At 71.2% G+C, this 17,727-nt stretch carries 14 protein-coding genes; 3 read left to right on the top strand and 11 right to left on the bottom strand.

Translation table 11 applies throughout. The features are described from left to right. Positions 1 to 254: 254 nt before the first annotated feature. Positions 255 to 1,205 carry a 2-hydroxyacid dehydrogenase gene (locus tag HED23_RS07355; protein ID WP_203182606.1) on the bottom strand — a complete coding sequence of 317 codons (951 nt, stop codon included), beginning with the start codon at positions 1,203 to 1,205 and terminating at the stop codon, positions 255 to 257. A 130-nt stretch (positions 1,206 to 1,335) separates the two neighbouring features. Here HED23_RS07355 and HED23_RS07350 point away from each other — a divergent pair, with 130 nt between their 5' ends. The 3 genes from HED23_RS07350 to HED23_RS07340 all read left to right on the top strand — a co-directional run bounded on the left by HED23_RS07350 (position 1,336) and on the right by HED23_RS07340 (position 4,079). Next, entirely contained in the window at positions 1,336 to 2,292 is a 957-nt protein-coding gene (locus tag HED23_RS07350) for an aldo/keto reductase (RefSeq protein WP_203187395.1), read from the top strand. Between the two features lie 262 nt (positions 2,293 to 2,554). After that, positions 2,555 to 3,736 (top strand): PQQ-dependent sugar dehydrogenase, encoded by a 1,182-nt coding sequence (locus HED23_RS07345; protein ID WP_238441870.1) that lies wholly within the window; start codon positions 2,555 to 2,557, stop codon positions 3,734 to 3,736. A 73-nt stretch (positions 3,737 to 3,809) separates the two neighbouring features. Then, positions 3,810 to 4,079 (top strand): DUF6191 domain-containing protein, encoded by a 270-nt coding sequence (locus tag HED23_RS07340; protein ID WP_203182604.1) that lies wholly within the window; start codon positions 3,810 to 3,812, stop codon positions 4,077 to 4,079. 169 nt (positions 4,080 to 4,248) lie between these two features. Here the strand turns inward: HED23_RS07340 and HED23_RS07335 are convergent, their stop codons facing one another. The 10 genes from HED23_RS07335 to gatC all read right to left on the bottom strand — a co-directional run bounded on the left by HED23_RS07335 (position 4,249) and on the right by gatC (position 17,661). Next, positions 4,249 to 7,296: a helix-turn-helix transcriptional regulator gene (locus HED23_RS07335; RefSeq protein WP_238442251.1), complete on the bottom strand. Its 3,048-nt coding sequence runs from the start codon at positions 7,294 to 7,296 to the stop codon at positions 4,249 to 4,251. A 50-nt stretch (positions 7,297 to 7,346) separates the two neighbouring features. Then, positions 7,347 to 7,556, bottom strand: coding sequence for a hypothetical protein (locus HED23_RS07330; RefSeq protein WP_203187771.1), 210 nt, complete (start codon positions 7,554 to 7,556; stop codon positions 7,347 to 7,349). A gap of 127 nt (positions 7,557 to 7,683) precedes the next feature. Further along, the gene (locus HED23_RS07325) at positions 7,684 to 8,343 is read right to left on the bottom strand and encodes a hypothetical protein (RefSeq protein ID WP_386464001.1); all 660 of its coding nucleotides are present in this window, start codon (positions 8,341 to 8,343) and stop codon (positions 7,684 to 7,686) included. 50 nt (positions 8,344 to 8,393) lie between these two features. Beyond that, a complete protein-coding gene (locus tag HED23_RS07320) occupies positions 8,394 to 8,948 on the bottom strand; it encodes a GNAT family N-acetyltransferase (protein WP_203182601.1) in 555 nt (184 codons plus the stop codon). Between the two features lie 75 nt (positions 8,949 to 9,023). Continuing rightward, on the bottom strand, positions 9,024 to 11,243 hold the full coding sequence (locus tag HED23_RS07315; RefSeq protein WP_203182600.1) for an MMPL family transporter: 2,220 nt from the start codon (positions 11,241 to 11,243) through the stop codon (positions 9,024 to 9,026). 266 nt (positions 11,244 to 11,509) lie between these two features. Beyond that, positions 11,510 to 13,618 (bottom strand): phosphocholine-specific phospholipase C, encoded by a 2,109-nt coding sequence (locus HED23_RS07310; RefSeq protein ID WP_203182599.1) that lies wholly within the window; start codon positions 13,616 to 13,618, stop codon positions 11,510 to 11,512. A 476-nt stretch (positions 13,619 to 14,094) separates the two neighbouring features. Beyond that, the gene (gene gatB, locus HED23_RS07305; protein ID WP_203182598.1) at positions 14,095 to 15,603 is read right to left on the bottom strand and encodes an Asp-tRNA(Asn)/Glu-tRNA(Gln) amidotransferase subunit GatB; all 1,509 of its coding nucleotides are present in this window, start codon (positions 15,601 to 15,603) and stop codon (positions 14,095 to 14,097) included. 14 nt (positions 15,604 to 15,617) lie between these two features. Further along, the gene (locus HED23_RS07300) at positions 15,618 to 15,860 is read right to left on the bottom strand and encodes a hypothetical protein (RefSeq protein WP_033298532.1); all 243 of its coding nucleotides are present in this window, start codon (positions 15,858 to 15,860) and stop codon (positions 15,618 to 15,620) included. Beyond that, a complete protein-coding gene (gene gatA / locus HED23_RS07295; protein ID WP_203182597.1) occupies positions 15,857 to 17,359 on the bottom strand; it encodes an Asp-tRNA(Asn)/Glu-tRNA(Gln) amidotransferase subunit GatA in 1,503 nt (500 codons plus the stop codon). Before gatA ends, HED23_RS07300 begins: the two co-directional genes overlap by 4 nt. Positions 17,360 to 17,364: 5 nt before the next feature. Further along, a complete protein-coding gene (gene gatC / locus HED23_RS07290) occupies positions 17,365 to 17,661 on the bottom strand; it encodes an Asp-tRNA(Asn)/Glu-tRNA(Gln) amidotransferase subunit GatC (protein ID WP_014048481.1) in 297 nt (98 codons plus the stop codon). Positions 17,662 to 17,727: the final 66 nt, after the last annotated feature.

Below are 17,727 nucleotides of genomic sequence, written 5' to 3'. Positions count from 1 at the left end.
GGGCAGACCTTGGCGCCCTCGCGGCCGCGGGCCTCTCCTGCCCGCCCTGCCGCGTCGGATCGTCTCTCCACTGGCCGAACATCGCCCGTCGCCCCCTCGCGTTCCGCTTCCTCCCCGGCGCCATCCCTTCCACGGCGCTGCCCTCTTGTGGACGATACACCAGAGTCGTCACTCAGGGACATAGCTTCTCTACTCTCCGTGACCATCTGGCGCATTACCGGAACGCGGTGCGGCCGGGCGGCTCCGGAGCGTGGTCAGCCGGTGGTGAGCACGAGGTTGTCGACCGCTTCCCCCGCGGCGAAGCGGGTCAGTTGTCCGGTCAGGAGCCGCTTCGCGCGCGGCAGGAACGCCGAGGTGCTGCCGCCCACATGGGGGGTGATCAGGGTGTGGGGAGCATGCCAGAGCGGGTGACCTGCGGGCAGGGGTTCGGGGTCGGTCACGTCGAGCGCGGCGCGCAGCCGGCCGGACTCGAGTTCGGAAAGCAGGGCGGCCGTGTCGACGACGGCGCCCCGCGCGACGTTCACGAGCAGCGCTCCGTCCCGCATCGCGGCGAGGAAGCCGGGGCCCACCAGCCCCTGTGTGGAAGGGTTCAGCGGAGTGGACAGGATGACGATGTCGGCCTCGGGAAGCAGAGCGGGAAGCTCTTCGATCGCGTGTACGGGGCCGCGTGCGGTTGCCCGTGCGGAGCGTGCGACGCGCACCACCCGCGCGCACTCGAAGGGTTCGAGCCGGTCCTCGATGGCCGCGCCGATCGATCCGTAGCCCACAACGAGAACGGACTTGTCGGCGAGTGCCGGATAGAAACCGGACCGCCACTCCTCCTTGTCCTGGCCGTGCACGAAGCCGGGGAACCCTCGGAGCGAGGCGAGCACCAGGGCCAGGGCGAGTTCGGCCGTCGAGGCCTCGTGCACCCCCTTGGCGTTGCACAGCCGCACCCCGGCGGGCAGCAGACCGAGCCCCGGCTGCACGTGGTCGATGCCCGCGGAGAGGGTCTGCACGACCTGGACCGCTCGCATCTCCTGGAGCGGACGGACCGCGACCTCCGGGCCCTTCATGTACGGAACGACATAGAACGCACAGTCCGAGGGGTCCGCCGGGTAGTCCCGGCCGCCGTCCCAGAAGCGATAGTTGAGACCTTCGGGAAGGCCCTCGATCTCGTCGGCGTCGAACGGCAGCCATACGTCGGTGGCAGATGCGGAAGTCATGGTCAGGAGGCTATGCGAAGGGCGCGGAGGCACAGAGGTTACTTTGGGGTGCTGGTGGCCCCGTGATCACGGGACCGAGGGAGGGTTCGGGGAGTTGGAGCGCAGGACTATCGGTGCGGCGGTGCTCGCCGTGGGTGCGGTCGGGCTGGGCTGTATGCCGATGAGCTGGGCCTACAGCACGTCGCAGCAGCGCGGGGACCGCTCGGTGCGGACGGTGCACGCCGCGCTGGACGCGGGCGTCCAACTGCTCGACACCGCCGACATGTACGGGCCCTTCACCAACGAGCTGCTCGTCGGGCGGGCGCTCAAGGGCCGCCGTTCCGAGGCCTTCCTCTCCACCAAGTGCGGTCTGCTGGTGGGTGATCAGCACATCGTGGCCAACGGGCGCCCCGGCTACGTCCGCCGGGCCTGCGACGCCTCGTTGCGGCGGCTCCAGACCGATGTGATCGATCTCTACCAGTTGCACCGGGCGGATCCCGAGGTGCCGGTCGAAGAGACCTGGGGCGCCATGGCGGACCTGGTGACGGCGGGCAAGGTGCGGGCGCTCGGGCTGTGCGCGGTGGGCGCCCGGGCCGGCCGCGGCCCGGGGGCTCGGATGCATGACGGGACCATCCGCCAGCTGGAACGGGTACAGCAGGTCTTTCCCGTCAGCGCGGTCCAGGCCGAGCTCTCCGTGTGGTCGCCCCAGGCGCTGGAGGACCTCCTGCCGTGGTGCGCGGCCCGGGGGGTGGGGGTGCTGGCGGCGATGCCGCTGGGCAACGGCTACCTCACGGGCACGCTCAAGCCGGGGCAGGGCTTCGAACCGGATGACCCACGGGCGAGGCACCCCCGCTTCACCGCGGAGATGATGGCGGCGAACCAGCCGGTGGTGGCGGGGCTGCGCAGGATCGGGGAGCGGCACGGCGCCACTCCGGCGCAGGTTGCCCTGGCGTGGGTCCTGCGGCAGGGCCTCCATGTGGTGCCCGTGCCCGGGGCGAAGCGTGAGCGGTGGGCCGTCGAGAACGCGGGAGCGGCGGGGCTGGTGCTCACGGACCAGGATCTGGCCGAGATAGCCGGGCTGCCCCGGGCCCGCGGATCGTGGGACTGATCCGCGGACCGTGGGGCCGGGCCTTGGGGGCGTGGGGCCTGCGGACCGTGGGACCCGGCCTTGGGGCGTGGGGCCCTGCGGACCGTGGGACCGGCGGTAGATCATGGGAACGGGCCCCCGAACCGTTGAATCGGATCGTGGGGCCGTGGGAATCGGATCGTGGAACCGGCTCCGCGGCGGGAGAATCGGCGAAGATCGGGAACCCGAGTCGGAGCGTCGGTGTAAGAACAGTAGTCGTCCGACCGTCGAAAGGATCGGTGCTGTGCAAACTCCCGTGCTGCGCAAGGGGGTAGTGGCCCTGCTCGCCTCGGCCTCTCTCCTGCTGACCGCCTGCTCGTCCGATGACGGCCGGGCTGCCGGTGGGGACGGCTCCACTCCCCCGGCGAGCGCCACGTCCGCGCCGACGGCCTCGGCATCCCCGCCGGCGGACCTGCCACCGGCCAAGGGCTCGGTCGAAGTGGTGAAGACGCTCACGGACGGCCTCGCGTCTCCGTGGGGGCTCGCGGCAGTGCCCGGCGGTGACCTGCTCGTCGCCTCACGTGACGAAGCGACGATCACCCGGATCGACGGGGAGAGCGGCAAGAAGACCCTGCTGGGCTCGGTGCCGGGGGTCGCGCCCGCGGGTGAGGGCGGTCTGCTCGGCCTCGCCGTCGCCCCGACCTTCGGCGCGGACCATCTGATCTACGCCTACTTCACCACCGAGTCCGACAACCGCATCGCCCGCCTTCAGTACGACGAGGAGAAGCCCGCCGGGCAGCAGTTGGGGGCTCCGGACACCATCCTCCGGGGTATCCCGAAGGGTTCCATCCACAACGGGGGGCGTATCGCTTTCGGACCCGACCGCATGCTGTACGCGGGCACGGGTGAGACGGGCGACACCGGCCTTTCACAGGACAAGTCGTCCCTGTCGGGCAAGATCCTGCGGATGACGCCCGACGGCGAGCCTGTGCACGGCAATCCCGAGGCCGATTCGCTCGTCTACTCGTACGGGCACCGCAATGTCCAGGGCCTGGCCTGGGACAGCGGTAAGCGTCTCTGGGCTGCGGAATTCGGCCAGAACACGTGGGACGAGCTGAATCTGATCGAACCGGGCAAGAATTACGGCTGGCCCGATGCCGAGGGCAAGGAGGAGAAGTCGGGATTCGTCGACCCGGTCGCCCAGTGGCAAACCTCCGAGGCTTCGCCGAGCGGGATCGCCTATGCCGAGGGATCGGTCTGGATGGCGGGGCTGCGGGGCGAGCGGCTCTGGCGGATCCCCCTCACGGGCAAAGCCGACGGGGAACCTCTGGCCGCCCCCCAGGCGTTCCTGGAGGGGAAGTACGGCCGTCTGCGCACGGTGCTCGCCGCGGGTGGCGACAAGCTGTGGCTGGTCACGAGCAACACGGACGGCCGTGGCACGGTGAAGTCGGGCGACGACCGGATCCTGCTCCTGAAGGTGCGGTAGCCGTCGGCCGGGGCCATGGGACCGGCCGGCCGTACGGGCACCGGAGGACGGGGACGACGGAGGGAGCACAGCGGTGTTCAACTTCTTCGAGGAACTGTTCGCGCCCGGCCGTAAGCACACGGCCGAGGAGCAGAAGCGGCTGGAGCTGAGCCGGGTGGACCTGGGCATCGGCGATCCGGCGCGTGGCCCGATAGACCTCACCTCCGGCAAGGTGACGCTCCGCCACCCACCGCCCGAGGCCGGGCGGCCCGACGGCGGGACGGGGCCCGAGGACGATCCGCGGGAGCGCACTCGGCCGGGCAGCGGCCGGGACCGGCCGGATGCGGGCCGGTCCGGCGATTGAGAGCGGCGCGCCGGACCTCGCCTCGCCCTGCCAGGAACCAGCCCCTGCACCTGGCCACGAACCGGCCCCTGAGCCTGGCCCCACCCGCCACGGGTCAGCCGCCGACCTGGTCCCGCTGCGGTCCGGGACCAGCCCCTGAACCAGGTCCCACCCCGCCCCTGACCTCGTCTCACCCCACCGTGTACAGCCGGAAGCGGTGCGCCAGAGCGGCCGCCTCGCCACGGCTGGAGACGCTCAACTTGGCCAGGATGTTGGACACATGCACGCTGGCTGTCTTCGGAGAGATGTAGAGCTCCTCCGCGATCCGGCGGTTGGTGTATCCCGCCGCGACCAGCCGGTGCACCTCCTGTTCCCGCGAGGTCAGCCTGAACGACTCGATCGCGTCCACCGCCGGGTCGGCTTCGGCCGGCTGCGCCGCTTCGTCCTCGGCCGCGCCGCCCGGCCCGGCAAGCACGATCCGTGCCCGGCCTGCCAGCAGCTCGATGTTTTCCGCGAGCGGCCGCGCGCCGAGCCGGAGCGCCACGGCGTGGGCCTCGCGCAGAAGTCCGGCCGCGGGCGTCCGGTCGCCGGAGGCGGTGAGTATCGCTTCCGCCCAGTGGCGGCGGATCTGTGCCAGCTCGTAGGGGCGCTGGAGCGGAGCGAAGGCTGTGGCGGCCCGGCACCAGTGCTCCGGGGTGTCCGCGCCTTCCGCGCGGGCCAGATCCGCCTCGATCAGCACACCGTAGGCGGCCCATACGGGCACGAGCATCGGCAGACGCTTGAGGTGGCCCCGGACCCGTTCGAGGACCGCCGGGCGTCCGGGATCCGTGGCGGGCAGCCCTCGTGCGTCGGCCTCCATCTCGGCGGCGGCGTGGAGCAGCGGCAAGGAGTACCGCTGGGTCCCCGTCGGCAGGCCGGTGTCGGACTGCGCCTCGAACATGGCCCGTGCCTCGGGGAGCCTGCCTTGCTGGGCGGCGAGGGTCATGGCATGCCGGACCGGGCAGATCAGGTGCTGCGGCTGTGGGTCGTGGAGGCCGAGGTGCCGGCGGTTCAGGGCCAGTTGCTCCTCCGCCTCCTCGAAGTCGCCGCGGGCCAGGGCCAGATCCGTGCGCCGGGCGGCCACGAGCCCGTTCGACTTGCGGGACCGGGCAAGCGGCGCCGCCGCGTCCGCCGCCGCCAGGCTCTCGTCCCAGCGCCCCAGTGAGAAGAGTGACTGCGCCTGGTTGGCCCGTACCCAGGCCTCGGACTCGGGGAGTCCGTGACGGTGGCAGATCTCGATGCCGTGGTCGGCCGCCGCCACCGCCTCCAGGGAACGGCCGGTGGATTCGAGTGAGGAGGGCAGATTGATGGCGGCACGGCTCATCACGCCCACCAGGTGCAGTTCCTCGGAGCGGTCCCGGACGGCGTACATCTCGGCCAGGCCGTCCTCGACGTCGCCCGCGTCGATCGTGAGCCAGCCACGGGTGAGCCGCGCCTGCAGCTCGATGGACTCCTCGCCGACGAGCCGGGCGTACTCCACCGCCCGGTCGGCCGCGACCAGTGTCTCGGGTCCGGGCCGGTGCAGGGCGCCCCAGCTGGCGACGTTCGCGAGGACGTCGGCGTGCACGGCGGACGGCTGCAGCCCCCGTACCAGGTCCTCCGCGGTGGCCAGCTCCTGCCGGCCGTCACCGCGGGAGAGGCTCTGCATCATCAGGGAACGCTGCACCCAGAACCACGCGGCGCGCAGCGGGTCCCCGCCGTCGTCCAGGATGCGCAGGGCCTTCTTCGCTATGGTCAGGGCCCGTTCGCGGTCTCCGCCGAAGCGCGCGGCCACCGTGGCCTCGGCCATCAGGTCGAGATAGCGGAGCGGATCGGCGCCCGGCTCGCAGCCGCAGCCGGGGTAGGCCTCGGCGTGGTCGAGAGGCCGCAGCGTCGCCCGTACGGCGTCGGGGACGTCGTCCCAGAGTTCCATTGCCCTTTCCAGCAGCCGGAGTTGCTCGCTGTACGCGTAGCGGCTCCTGGCTTCCACCGCTGCCTGTAGCACGGCGGGCAGCGCCTTGGCCGCGTCGTGGGCGGCGTACCAGTAGCTGGCGAGGCGTGCGGCACGCTCGTCGGTGCGTACGAGCGACGGGTCCCCCTCCAGCGCTTGTGCGTAACGGCGGTTGAGGCGCGTGCGTTCGCCGGGCAGCAGGTCGTCGCTGACGGCCTCGCGGACCAGGGAATGCCGGAAGCGGTACCCGTCGGTGTCCGGGGCGGGCAGCAGCAGGTTGGCGCCGACCGCCGCCCGAAGCGCCTCGTCGAGGTCGTCCTCGGCGAGGCCGGCGACGGCTGCGAGGAGCGGATGCTCGACCGTGGAACCGCCCTCGGCGATGATCCGGGCGATCCGCTGGGCGTCCTCGGGAAGCGCCTCGACGCGTACGAGGAGGAGGTCACGCAGCGAGTCGGAGAGTCCGGAGCTGTCGCCGCAGCACTCCACGCTGCGGGCGAGTTCCTCGACGAAGAACGCGTTGCCGTCGGACCGTTCGAAGATGTCGTCGACCAGCGCCGGGTCGGGGACCATCGCGAGGATCCCGGTGAGCTGCCGGCCCACCTCGGCGCGGCTGAAGCGGTCGAGCTCGATCCGGCGGACCGTGCGAAGCCGGTCGAGCTCGGCGAGCAGCGGCCGCAGTGGATGGCGGCGGTGGACGTCGTCGGCGCGGTACGTGCCGATCACGACGAGGCGCCCGCTGCGCAGGGTGCGGAAGAGGTAGGCGAGGAGATGGCGTGTGGAGGCGTCCGCCCAGTGCAGGTCCTCCAGGACGAGGACGACCGTACGGGCCGCCGCGACGCGTTCCAGCAGCCGGGCGGCGAGTTCGAAGAGCCGGGCGGTGCCGTGCTCGTCGTTCGGAGCCCGGTCGGCCTCGCCCAGTTCGGGCAGCAGCCGGGCCAGTTCACCCTCCTGTCCCGCCAGTGCCTCGGTCAGCTCTTCGGGCAGCGCCCGGCGCAGGGCGCGGAGCGCAGTGGCGAACGGGGCGTAGGGAAGGCCCTCCGCCCCGATCTCCACGCATCCGCCGACCGCCACGACGGCTTCGCGACGGCAGGCAGCAGTGATGAACTCCTCGACCAGCCGGGTCTTGCCGACACCCGCCTCGCCACCGAGGAGCATGGCCTGCGGTTCTCCGCCCGCGGCGCGGGCGAGCGTATCGGTGAGCGCGGCGAGCTCACCGGCTCGGCCGACGAAGACGGGGCTGACGGTGTTGGTCTCCACGTCGCCGAGCATCGCATACGCGTACGACACCCCCGCGACCGATTTTCGCCGGACGTCCATCGCTACGCGGCGCGGACGAACCAGCTCCGGTTCTTCCCCACCCGCCCCTCGGTGTCGTGGCGTCCTGCGCGGCGGGCGGCACGGCGGGCGAGAACCGCCCGGCGGACGGTGCGCTGCTCCTCGGCCCTGCGGATCAGCTCGGCGACGGTGAGCTGGTGGAGTTCGTACTCGTACACGGTGTTCTCCCTGGTGCGGAACGAGAGTGGGGGCACGGCTTCTTGCCGTGCCCCCACTCTCGTCCGCCAGGGGTTGCCGCCACATCGGGCGAGTGCCGCATCTCTGCGGGTGGGGGGCCTTAGGCCCGGGTGACGGATGCCTTAGCCGGCTTCCTCCTGGGACTCAGCCCCCGGCAGCGGACGGCAGGGCGACGAAGAGATCGAGGTACATGCCCACGGAGATCAGCAGACCGAGCACCCCGAGCGCGATGCCCGCCGTGGCGACGGAGCGGACCCAGCCCGCCATCGGACGGAGCGAGGGAGTACCGAAGGCCGGCCGGACCAGGACGAAGACGCCGACGAGCAGCGCGAGCAGTGCGAAGAGCCCGTTGACGAGGGCGGTGCTGTGCCAGGCGTCGCCGTAGAGCTCGGAGATCTGCTGGGCGGCGCTGCCGCCGCCGCCGGAGGTCTTGATCTGGCCGATCAGGGTCTCTCGCTCGGCTGCGACACGGCCGGTCCACGCGCCCGAGAGCGAGACGATGCCGAGCCCGGCGGCCACGACGGCGGCGGCTCCGGTCCCGACCCCGGCGGCCGCGGCGGCCTCGGCCTCGTCGTAGGGGTCGGGCTCCAGCTCGACCTCGACGCCGTCCTCCGCCGCCGCGTCCGTGGCGGCCACGTCCATCGCGGTCACGTCCGACGCCGGCACGTCCGGTGCGGCATCGGCCGGAGCGGCGTCTTCCGTGGTGCGGGCCTTCTTCGTCACGTCCGGTGCGGCGGCGGTCCCGTCCGCCGCCTTCTTCTCGTCGGTGTCGTCGGTGGTCGGAGTGGAGGGGGTGGTGTTCATTCGCCGCACGCTAGGGGTCCCGTATGAGAACCTCCTTAACACCGGACGTCTCAGCCGCGTGCCTTACGCCATTCGGAGGCCAGGACGGCCCAGATCTCCTCGTCGTGACGCTTTCCGCGGTACAGGTAGGCCTCTCGCAGCACTCCCTCGCGAGTCATCCCCAGCCGTTCGGCCGCGGCGACGCTGCGGGTGTTGGCGGCGGAGGCGATCCACTCCACCCGGTGCATGCCCCGTACGTCGAACGCCCAGTCGATCAAGGCTCTCGACGCGCGGTTGACCAGTCCCCGCCCCTGCCCGGCAGGCTCCAGCCAGCAGCCGATCTCGCAGTTCCCGGTCCCGGCCTCGAATATCCGGAACAGGACGCCGCCTACCAGCGTGCCGCCCAGCCAGATGCCGTAGATCCGGCCGGTGTCGGCCGCCTGCTTGTCCGCGTAGCGCTGGAGCAGCGCGCGTGCGGAGGCGAGGTCCGTGGCCGCCGAGGCGAACGGGATCCAGGGGTCGACAAGACCGCGCGCCCGGTCCATGTGTGCCAGGAACTCTTCCGCCTGCCAGGGTTCCAGCGGGCGGAGCTCCGCCCCGTCCTCACCCAGCGACACCGTGAACACAGTGGCTCTCCTCGGTCTTCTCGGTCTGCGTGACGTCTTGGTGCGAGCGCTGCCCGGCGGGCCGAGCCTGACGTCTCAGTGGACGCGCTGCCCGACGGACCGGACGGCCTCGTCGGTGCGCTTCCCCGGGATCTTCGCATGCGGTGCCGTGCGGTCGGGCGGCTCGATGCTGATGCGCGGGAGCATCCGGTCGAGCCGGGCGGGGAGCCACCAGTTCGCACCCCCGAGCATGTGCATCAGCGCGGGCACCAGCAGGGTGCGCAGGACGAAGGCGTCGAGTGCGACGGCGGCCGCCAGCGCGATGCCGAACATCGCGATGACGCGGTCGCCGCTGAGGACGAAGGCGAGGAAGACCGAGATCATGATCACAGCGGCCGAGTTGATCACCCGCCCGGTCTCGGCGAGTCCGACCCGGACCGACCGGCGGTTGTCCCCGGTCTCCAGCCATTCCTCGTACATCCGGCCGACGAGGAAGACCTGGTAGTCCATCGACAGTCCGAAGAGCACGGAGACCATGATCACCGGGAGGAAGGGCTCGATGGGGCCCGCGCTCCCGAGCCCCAGGAGTTCACTGCCCCACCCCCACTGGAAGACGGCGACCACGACGCCGAAGGACGCGGCCACGGCGGCCACGTTCATCACGGCGGCCTTGAGGGGAACCGCGAGGGAACGGAAGGCCAGCAGCAGAAGCAGGCAGCCGAGCCCGATGACCACCCCGACGAAGAGCGGCAGCTTGCCGATGATGATCTCCGCGAAGTCGTCGTAGCCGGCCGTCACACCGCCCACGTGGATACGGAGCGAGGTGCCGTCCGCGGCCGGCGGGAGGACGTCCTGACGCAGCCGGTCGACGAGTTCGCTGGTCCGCGGCGACTGCGGCGCGTACTCGGGGACGACGGTGAGGAAGGCGGTGTCGCCGCCGGCGTTGTAGGTCACCGGGCTCACCGAGGCGACGCCGTCGGTGCCTCGCAGCACTGCGGGCAGGCCGTCCAGGGCGAGCCGGTCGTCGGCCCCGTCGAGGCGGGCGGCCAGCGTCAGCGGCCCGTTGACTCCGGCGCCGAAGCCGTCGGCCAGGAGGTCGTACGCCTGGCGGGTGGTGGCCGTGGCGGGGTTGTTTCCCTGGTCGGAGGTGCCCAGGTGCAGGGAGAGGGTGGGCAGTGCGAGCACCGCCATGACGGCGGCGGCGACCGCTCCCAGCAGCCGGGGGCGCCGCTCGACGACGGCCGACCAGCGGGCGGCGAAGCCGGTGGCCCGTTCGGCCTGCGGTCCGTGCTCGGCGAGACGCGCGCGTTCGCGCCGGCTCAGGGCCCGCATGCCGATGAAGGAGAGCAGCGCGGGCAGCAGGGTCACGGAGGCGGCGACTGTCAGCACCACGGTGAGTGAGGCTGCGATCGCGACACCGTTGAGGAAGCCGAGCCGCAGGACCAGCATGCCCAGCAGGGCGACGCAGACCGTGGCTCCGGCGAAGACGACGGCGCGCCCGGTCGTCGCGACGGCGTTCTGTGCCGCTTGGGGCACGGACAGGCCGCTCCGCAGTCCTCGCCGGTGCCGGGTGACGATGAAGAGGGCGTAGTCGATACCGACGCCGAGCCCGATGAGCATGCCCAGCATCGGCGCGAAGTCCGCGACGGTCATGACGTGCCCGAGCAGCACGATGCCCGCGTAGGCGGTGCCGACGGAGACCAGGGCGGTGGCGATGGGCAGCAGACTCGCGGCGAGCGAACCGAAGGCGAGGAAGAGGACGACTGCGGCGACGGCCACCCCGACGGCCTCGCTCAGGTGGAGGGTGGGCGCTTCGGTCAGCGCGACGGCGGTGCCGCCGAGTTCGACCCTGAGCCCTTCGCCCGCGGCCGCCTGTGCGGTGTCGACGACGGCCTGCGCCTGTTCCGGCGGGATCTCGCCCGCCCGGTGGTCGAAGGTGACCGTCGCGTAGGCGGTGCGTCCGTCCGCGCTGATCTGCCCCTGGGCCTGCGGGCCGTAGGGTCCGGTGACGTCACCGACACCGGGCAGGGTGCCGATCGTGTGCAGCGTCCTGCTCATCGTCCGCTCGACACCGGCGTCGCGGACCGTGGATCCGGGGGTGTGCCAGACGACGGTTCCGGTGTCACCGCCGAGTTCCCCGAAGCCCGTCTGCAGGAGTTCACCCGCGCGTCCCGATTCGGTGCCCGGCACCTCGTAGTCGTTGGAGTACGCGGAACCCGCGAAGCCGGCCGCCGTGGCGACGCCCCCGAGGGCGAACAGCCAGATGAGGACGGCGGCGAGGCGGTGACTGAGACACCAGCGTGCGATGGCGGCCAACGGACGTGCTCCTGGGGCTCGTGGACCGTAGGGGGATATGACGGGAACATCCCACGAAGTCGCATGACCTGAGAGCCTCACTCTGTCAGCCATTTCCTGCCATGTACCCCTTTCGTGGTCATGGTCACATGGCTTGTTCTCGACCCTGTCCGCGCGTCTGCGGACCACGGCCCGCACACGTCGGCACCTCACAGCCACCGCCCGCCGGCCGTCGGTCCCTCCGGCGGCCGGGTCTCCGGCCGTCGGCCCCTCCCGCCCCCGGCACCTCAGCCGGAGAGGCTCGCCGCGCCGTTCTCGATGTGGCCCATCAGCCGGCGCCGGAAGGCACCCTCCCCGCCGGCTGTCACGTCGAGGTCGTACCAGCCGTGGGCATCGGCCGCCGAGTGGACGACGGTGCGGCTGCGCCCCGGCTTGACCTCGATCGTCCGGGTCCAGTCCCGCAGGTCGTCCTCGTCGACGTAGGCGAGCGGCCGGACGGTGAAGGTCAGCGTCCGCCTGCCGGTGTTGCGCAGGGTGAGGTGCAGGTCGCGCTCACCCGCGTCGATCCGGGAGGCGAGTTCCGCAGGGCTGTCCGCGTCGCCCTCGAACTCCCGCCGGAAGCCGTTGGGCCCCACGACCGTGAACCGGTACCCCTCGCCGTCCAGGGGCACGCTCAGCCGCGCCGCCCTCCGGACGTCATGGTGCTGCGGTGCGGGGAACTCCGCTCGGTACGGGTACAACGCGAAGTGCGTGGAGGACCGGCCTGTGTTGCTCAGGGTCACCCGAAGCTCCCCTCCGGCCTTCACCGCCTGCGCGTCGGGCTGGTAGGGCAGCGGCCGGGCAGGCCGCACGCCGGATTCCTGGACGGGCATGCGCTGGTCGAGGGGCGGCCGCGGCTGCCAGCGCCCGCCGAAGGGCGGTACGGCGCCCGGGTGTGTCACCTCCGGCTGCCGCTGAGCCCGCCGGAAGCCGAAGGCGGAGGTGAGGTCGCCGGTGACCGTACGCCGCCAGTCACTGATGTTCGGCTCCTCCACTCCCGTCCAGCGCTCCAGCAGACGGATCACGGATGTGTGGTCGAAGACCTCGGAGCATACGTATCCGCCGACCGACCACGGCGAGACCACCAGGAGCGGCACCCGCACACCGAGACCGGTGGGCTTGCCCTCCCAGCGTTCCCCGGTCTCCTCCGCGGGCGGCACCGGGGGCGGCACGTGGTCGAAGAAGCCGTCGTTCTCGTCGTAGTTGATGAGGACGGCGGTGTGCCGCCACACATCGGGATGACGGCCCAGGGCGTCGAGGACCTTGTAGCCGATCGTCGCGCTGTGCACAGGGGACGAGACGCTCGGATGCTCGGAGTCCACGGCGGACGGCACCAGGTAGGACACCTCGGGCAGGGTGCCGGCCGCGACGTCTGCGGCGAACTCGTCGGCCAGCGTTCCCGTCTCCACCCGGCGCAGTCCGCGCTCGAAGAGACTCCGCTCGGCAGGGGTCAGCACCGCGACGCCCTCCTCCAGCAGTCCGAGCAGCCGGTCCCGCTCCGCCCCTCCGCCCGCTTCCCGCACCGCCGCGTAGAACGACTCCATGTACGTGTGCCCGCCGGTCCTGGCCAGAGCCTTGCGGGCCAGCGCCTTGAAGGTGCTGAAGAACTCGATCTGGTTGTCGGTGAAGTTCTCCCACTCGGTGTACGTCCGCCAGCTGCGCCCGGCCTTCTCCAGCCGTTCCGCGTACGTGCCCCAGTCGTACCCCGGGTGCGTCCCCTCGTCGTACGCGTCGTTGCCGACCGCCCGCTCGCCGTTCGCCTCGAAGCCCGTCTTCCCGCTCCACAGGTGGTTGCGGTTCGGGCTGGTCGAGGTGTGGACGGAGGAGTGATAGGCATCGCAGACCGTGAACGTGTCGGCGAGTTCGTAGTGCAGCGGTATGTCACGGCGGTCGTAGTACGCCATGGTGGCGGCGGTCTTCGCGGAGACCCAGCCGTCCGTCCAGCCGTCGGCCCATGCCTTGGCGCCACCGCTCCAGGAGTGGTCGAGCGCCCCGATGTACTGCAGGTCCTTCTTCTGCGCCGCCGCCGCCTCCCGCACGGGGAACGGCAGTACGGACGTGCCGAGCGGCCCGGGCTGCTCGAAGACCGGCCTGCCGGACGGCAGTTCGATCGCGTTGCGGTCGCCGAAACCGCGCACGCCCCTCAGCATGCCGAAGTAGTGGTCGAAGGAACGGTTCTCCTGCATGAGGATCACCACGTGCCTGATGTCGGCGAGACCACCGGAGCCCTTCGTGTGCCGCGACTGCGCGGCCATCGCGGCCTGGAGCGACGGTGGCAGCAGCGAGCCCGCGGCAGCGGCCCCGAGTGCGCCACCGCCGAGCGCGAAGAGCCGTCGCCGTGAAATGTCCGTAGCCAATTGAGCCTCCTGAATCCGCCGGTACGCCCGGAACGTAGACAAGCGAGGTGGCGGTGGGAAGGCATCCGTACGGCCCGGTGGTGAATGTCCGGCAGGTGCCTCGGGCCTCCCAGGCGCGCGCACCGCAACCGGCGCACGCCGAGGGGAGCGGAGACGCGAACCCGCGCACGCCGGAAGGACGGCACGACGACCCCGCCGGCGACGAGGAGGCTGAAGCCGCGGACCGCGTACGCCGAAGGGGCCGCGGACACGGGGCCCGCCCACGCCGAAGACACCGACACCACGGACCACCCACACCGAAGAGCCCACGGACACAGGACCGCCCACACCGAAGACACCGACACCACGGACCACCCACACCGAAGAGCCCACGGACACAGGACCGCCCACACCGAAGACACCGACACCACGGACCACCCACGCCGAAGGGGCGGGGCATCCCGGTGGATGCCCCGCCCCTTCGCCTTGTGCCCGGGTCAGCCCTCGACGCCGAGCTTCTCCAGGATCAGCTCACGCACACGGGCCGCGTCCGCCTGGCCGCGGGTGGCCTTCATGACCGCACCCACCAGCGCACCGGCCGCGGCGACCTTGCCGCCGCGGATCTTGTCGGCGATCGCCGCGTTGGCCGCGATCGCCTCGTCGACGGCGGTGCCGAGCGCACCCTCGTCCGAGACGACCTTCAGGCCGCGCTTCTCGACGACGGTGTCCGGGTCGCCCTCGCCCGCGAGGACACCCTCGAGGACCTGGCGCGCCAGCTTGTCGTTGAGGTCGCCGGAGGCGACGAGCTCCGCCACCCGGGCGACCTGCGCCGGAGTGACCGGCAGTTCGTCCAGGCTGCGGCCGGTCTCGTTGGCGTTGCGGGCGAGCTCGCCCATCCACCACTTGCGGGCCTGGTCGGAGGGCGCGCCCGCGTCCGTCGTGGCGACGATCAGGTCGACGGCACCCGCGTTGAGGATGGACTGCATGTCGTGCTCGTTGACACCCCACTCCTCCTTCAGCCGCTTGCGGCGCAGCCGGGGCAGCTCGGGAAGTTCCTTGCGGAGCTCCTCGACCCAGTCGCGGGAAGGGGCGACCGGAACCAGGTCCGGCTCGGGGAAGTAGCGGTAGTCCTCGGCGTTGTCCTTGATGCGGCCGGCCGTGGTGGAGCCGTCCTCCTCGTGGAAGTGCCGGGTCTCCTGCACGATCGTCCCGCCGGAGTTCAGCACCGCGGCGTGGCGCTGGATCTCGAAGCGGGCGGCCCGCTCGACGGAACGCAGCGAGTTGACGTTCTTCGTCTCGGAGCGCGTGCCGAACTTCTCGGTGCCGTTGGGGCGCAGCGACAGGTTCACGTCGCAGCGCATCTGGCCCATCTCCATCCGGGCCTCCGAGACGCCGAGCGCCTTGATGAGCTCACGGAGCTCGGCGACGTACGCCTTGGCGACCTCGGGGGCGCGTGCACCGGCTCCCTCGATCGGCTTGGTGACGATCTCGATGAGCGGGATGCCCGCGCGGTTGTAGTCGAGCAGCGAGTGGGAGGCGCCGTGGATACGGCCGGTGGCACCGCCGACGTGCGTCGACTTCCCGGTGTCCTCCTCCATGTGGGCGCGCTCGATCTGCACGCGGAAGATCTCGCCGTCCTCCAGCTGGACGTCCAGATAGCCGTTGAAGGCGATCGGCTCGTCGTACTGGGAGGTCTGGAAGTTCTTCGGCATGTCCGGATAGAAGTAGTTCTTCCGGGCGAAGCGGCACCACTCGGCGATCTCGCAGTTCAGCGCGAGGCCGATCTTGATGGCGGACTCGACGCCGATCTCGTTGACGACCGGAAGCGCGCCCGGCAGTCCGAGGCAGACCGGGCAGGTCTGCGAGTTCGCGTCCTGCTTGAGCTCGGTGGAGCACCCGCAGAACATCTTGGTCTTGGTGCCGAGCTCCACATGGACCTCAAGGCCCATGACGGGGTCGTACGTCGCGAGGGCGTCCTCGTACGACTCCAGGTCGATGACAGTCACTGAAACTTTCCCTCTCAGCCCAGCAGGACGTCGTCGTCGCCGAGACGCTTGAGCTCTCGGTAGAGGATCGCGAGTCCGGTCACGATCGCGGCGGCGGATACGGCGGCGTCGGCCAGCCGCAGCATGTCGTTGTCCTGGCGGGCCATCCTCGCCTGCTTGACGACGCTCAGGGCGCCGAAGGCGGTGGTGCCCAGGGACACGTACACACCGGACTTGGACTTCTTGAAGTTCTTGGCCTTCTTAGCCATTGCGCTCATAGTGACGGAGCCTCCTCAAGCAGCGGGTGCCCCCACTTTTCCACGAATGCGGCCTCGACGGCGGCTCCGACCTTGTACAGCCGGTCGTCCTTCATGGCGGGGGCGATGATCTGCAGCCCGACCGGCAGGCCGTCCTCCGGGGCCAGGCCGCAGGGCAGCGACATGGCGGAGTTGCCGGCGAGGTTGGTCGGAATGGTGCACAGGTCCGCGAGGTACATCGCCATCGGGTCGTCGGCGCGCTCGCCGATCGGGAAGGCGGTGGTGGGCGTCGTCGGCGAGACGATGACGTCCACCTGCTCGAACGCCTTCTCGAAGTCCTGGGTGATGAGGGTGCGGACCTTCTGCGCCGAGCCGTAGTACGCGTCGTAGTAGCCGGAGCTGAGCGCGTACGTGCCGAGGATGATGCGGCGCTTGACCTCGTCGCCGAAGCCTGCCTCGCGGGTGAGCGCGGTGACGTCCTCGGCGGAGCGGGTGCCGTCGTCGCCGACCCGCAGGCCGTAGCGCATGGCGTCGAAACGCGCCAGGTTCGAGGAGCACTCGGACGGCGCGATCAGGTAGTACGCCGAAAGGGCGAGGTCGAAGGACGGGCAGTCCAGCTCGACGATCGTGGCCCCGAGCGACTTCAGCAGCTCGACCGACTCGTTGAACCGCTGGACGACCCCGGCCTGGTAGCCCTCGCCCGCGAACTGCTTGACCACACCGACGCGCATGCCCTGGACGGAGCCGCTGCGCGCGGCCTCGACGACCGGCGGGACCGGTGCGTCGATGGACGTCGAGTCGAGCGGGTCGTGTCCGCCGATGACCTCGTGCAGCAGAGCCGCGTCGAGGACCGTACGGGCACAGGGGCCGCCCTGGTCGAGGGAGGACGAGAAGGCGACCATGCCGTAGCGGGAGACCCCGCCGTAGGTGGGCTTGACGCCGACGGTGCCGGTGACGGCGGCGGGCTGGCGGATGGAGCCGCCGGTGTCCGTGCCGATGGCGAGCGGCGCCTCGAAGGAGGCCAGCGCGGCGGAGGAGCCACCGCCGGAACCGCCCGGGATGCGGGTGAGGTCCCACGGGTTGCCCGTCGGGCCGTAGGCGCTGTTCTCGGTGGAGGACCCCATGGCGAACTCGTCCATGTTGGTCTTGCCGAGGATGACGACGTCGGCCGCCTTCAGCTTCTTCGTGAGGGTCGCGTCGTACGGCGGGACCCAGCCCTCGAGGATCTTCGAACCGACGGTGGTCGGCATGTCCTGCGTGGTGAAGATGTCCTTGAGCGCGAGCGGGACGCCGGCCAGCGGGCCGAGCTTCTCGCCGGCCTCGCGCTTGGCGTCGACGGCGCGGGCCTGCGCGAGCGCGCCCTCGTGGTCGATGTGCAGGAAGGCGTGGACCTTCTCGTCGATGGCGTCGATCCGGGCCAGGTGGGCCTCGGTGACCTCGACGGCCGTCAGCTCGCCGGAGGCGATCTTCGCGGCGATCTCCGCCGCGGTGAGCTTGATGATGGTGCTGATGTCCGTCATGGCTGTTAGTCCTCCCCCAGGATCTGCGGCACCTTGAAACGCTGCTGCTCCTGGGCCGGGGCGCCGGAGAGCGCCTGCGCGGGGGTGAGCGACGGACGGACCTCGTCCGCCCGCATGACATTGGTCAGCGGCAGCGGGTGGGAGGTCGGCGGTACGTCTTGGTCGGCGACCTCGGAGACGCGGGCGACCGCGCCGATGATGTCGTCGAGCTGACCGGCGAAGTGCTCGAGCTCTTCGCCCTTCAGCTCCAGACGCGCCAGCCGGGCGAGGTGGGCGACCTCCTCGCGCGTGATGCCAGGCATGCAGCGATCCTCAGGGTTTGGTGTGTGGTTTTGGCTGGGGGTCGGCGGCGCATTTCCACCGTCCGT

The organism is Streptomyces pratensis (genome assembly GCF_016804005.1).
Taxonomy (GTDB): domain Bacteria; phylum Actinomycetota; class Actinomycetes; order Streptomycetales; family Streptomycetaceae; genus Streptomyces; species Streptomyces pratensis_A.
This window is presented reverse-complemented; position numbering and strand designations above follow the sequence as displayed.

Coding starts and splice junctions, on each gene's coding strand:
- HED23_RS07355 (WP_203182606.1), bottom strand. CDS start 1,205: ATGACTTCCGCATCTGCCACCGACGTATGGCTGCCGTTCGACGCCGAC.
- HED23_RS07335 (WP_238442251.1), bottom strand. CDS start 7,296: ATGCTCGGCGACGTGGAGACCAACACCGTCAGCCCCGTCTTCGTCGGC.
- HED23_RS07300 (WP_033298532.1), bottom strand. CDS start 15,860: ATGAGCGCAATGGCTAAGAAGGCCAAGAACTTCAAGAAGTCCAAGTCC.
- gatA (WP_203182597.1), bottom strand. CDS start 17,359: ATGACGGACATCAGCACCATCATCAAGCTCACCGCGGCGGAGATCGCC.
- gatC (WP_014048481.1), bottom strand. CDS start 17,661: ATGCCTGGCATCACGCGCGAGGAGGTCGCCCACCTCGCCCGGCTGGCG.
- HED23_RS07325 (WP_386464001.1), bottom strand. CDS start 8,343: ATGAACACCACCCCCTCCACTCCGACCACCGACGACACCGACGAGAAG.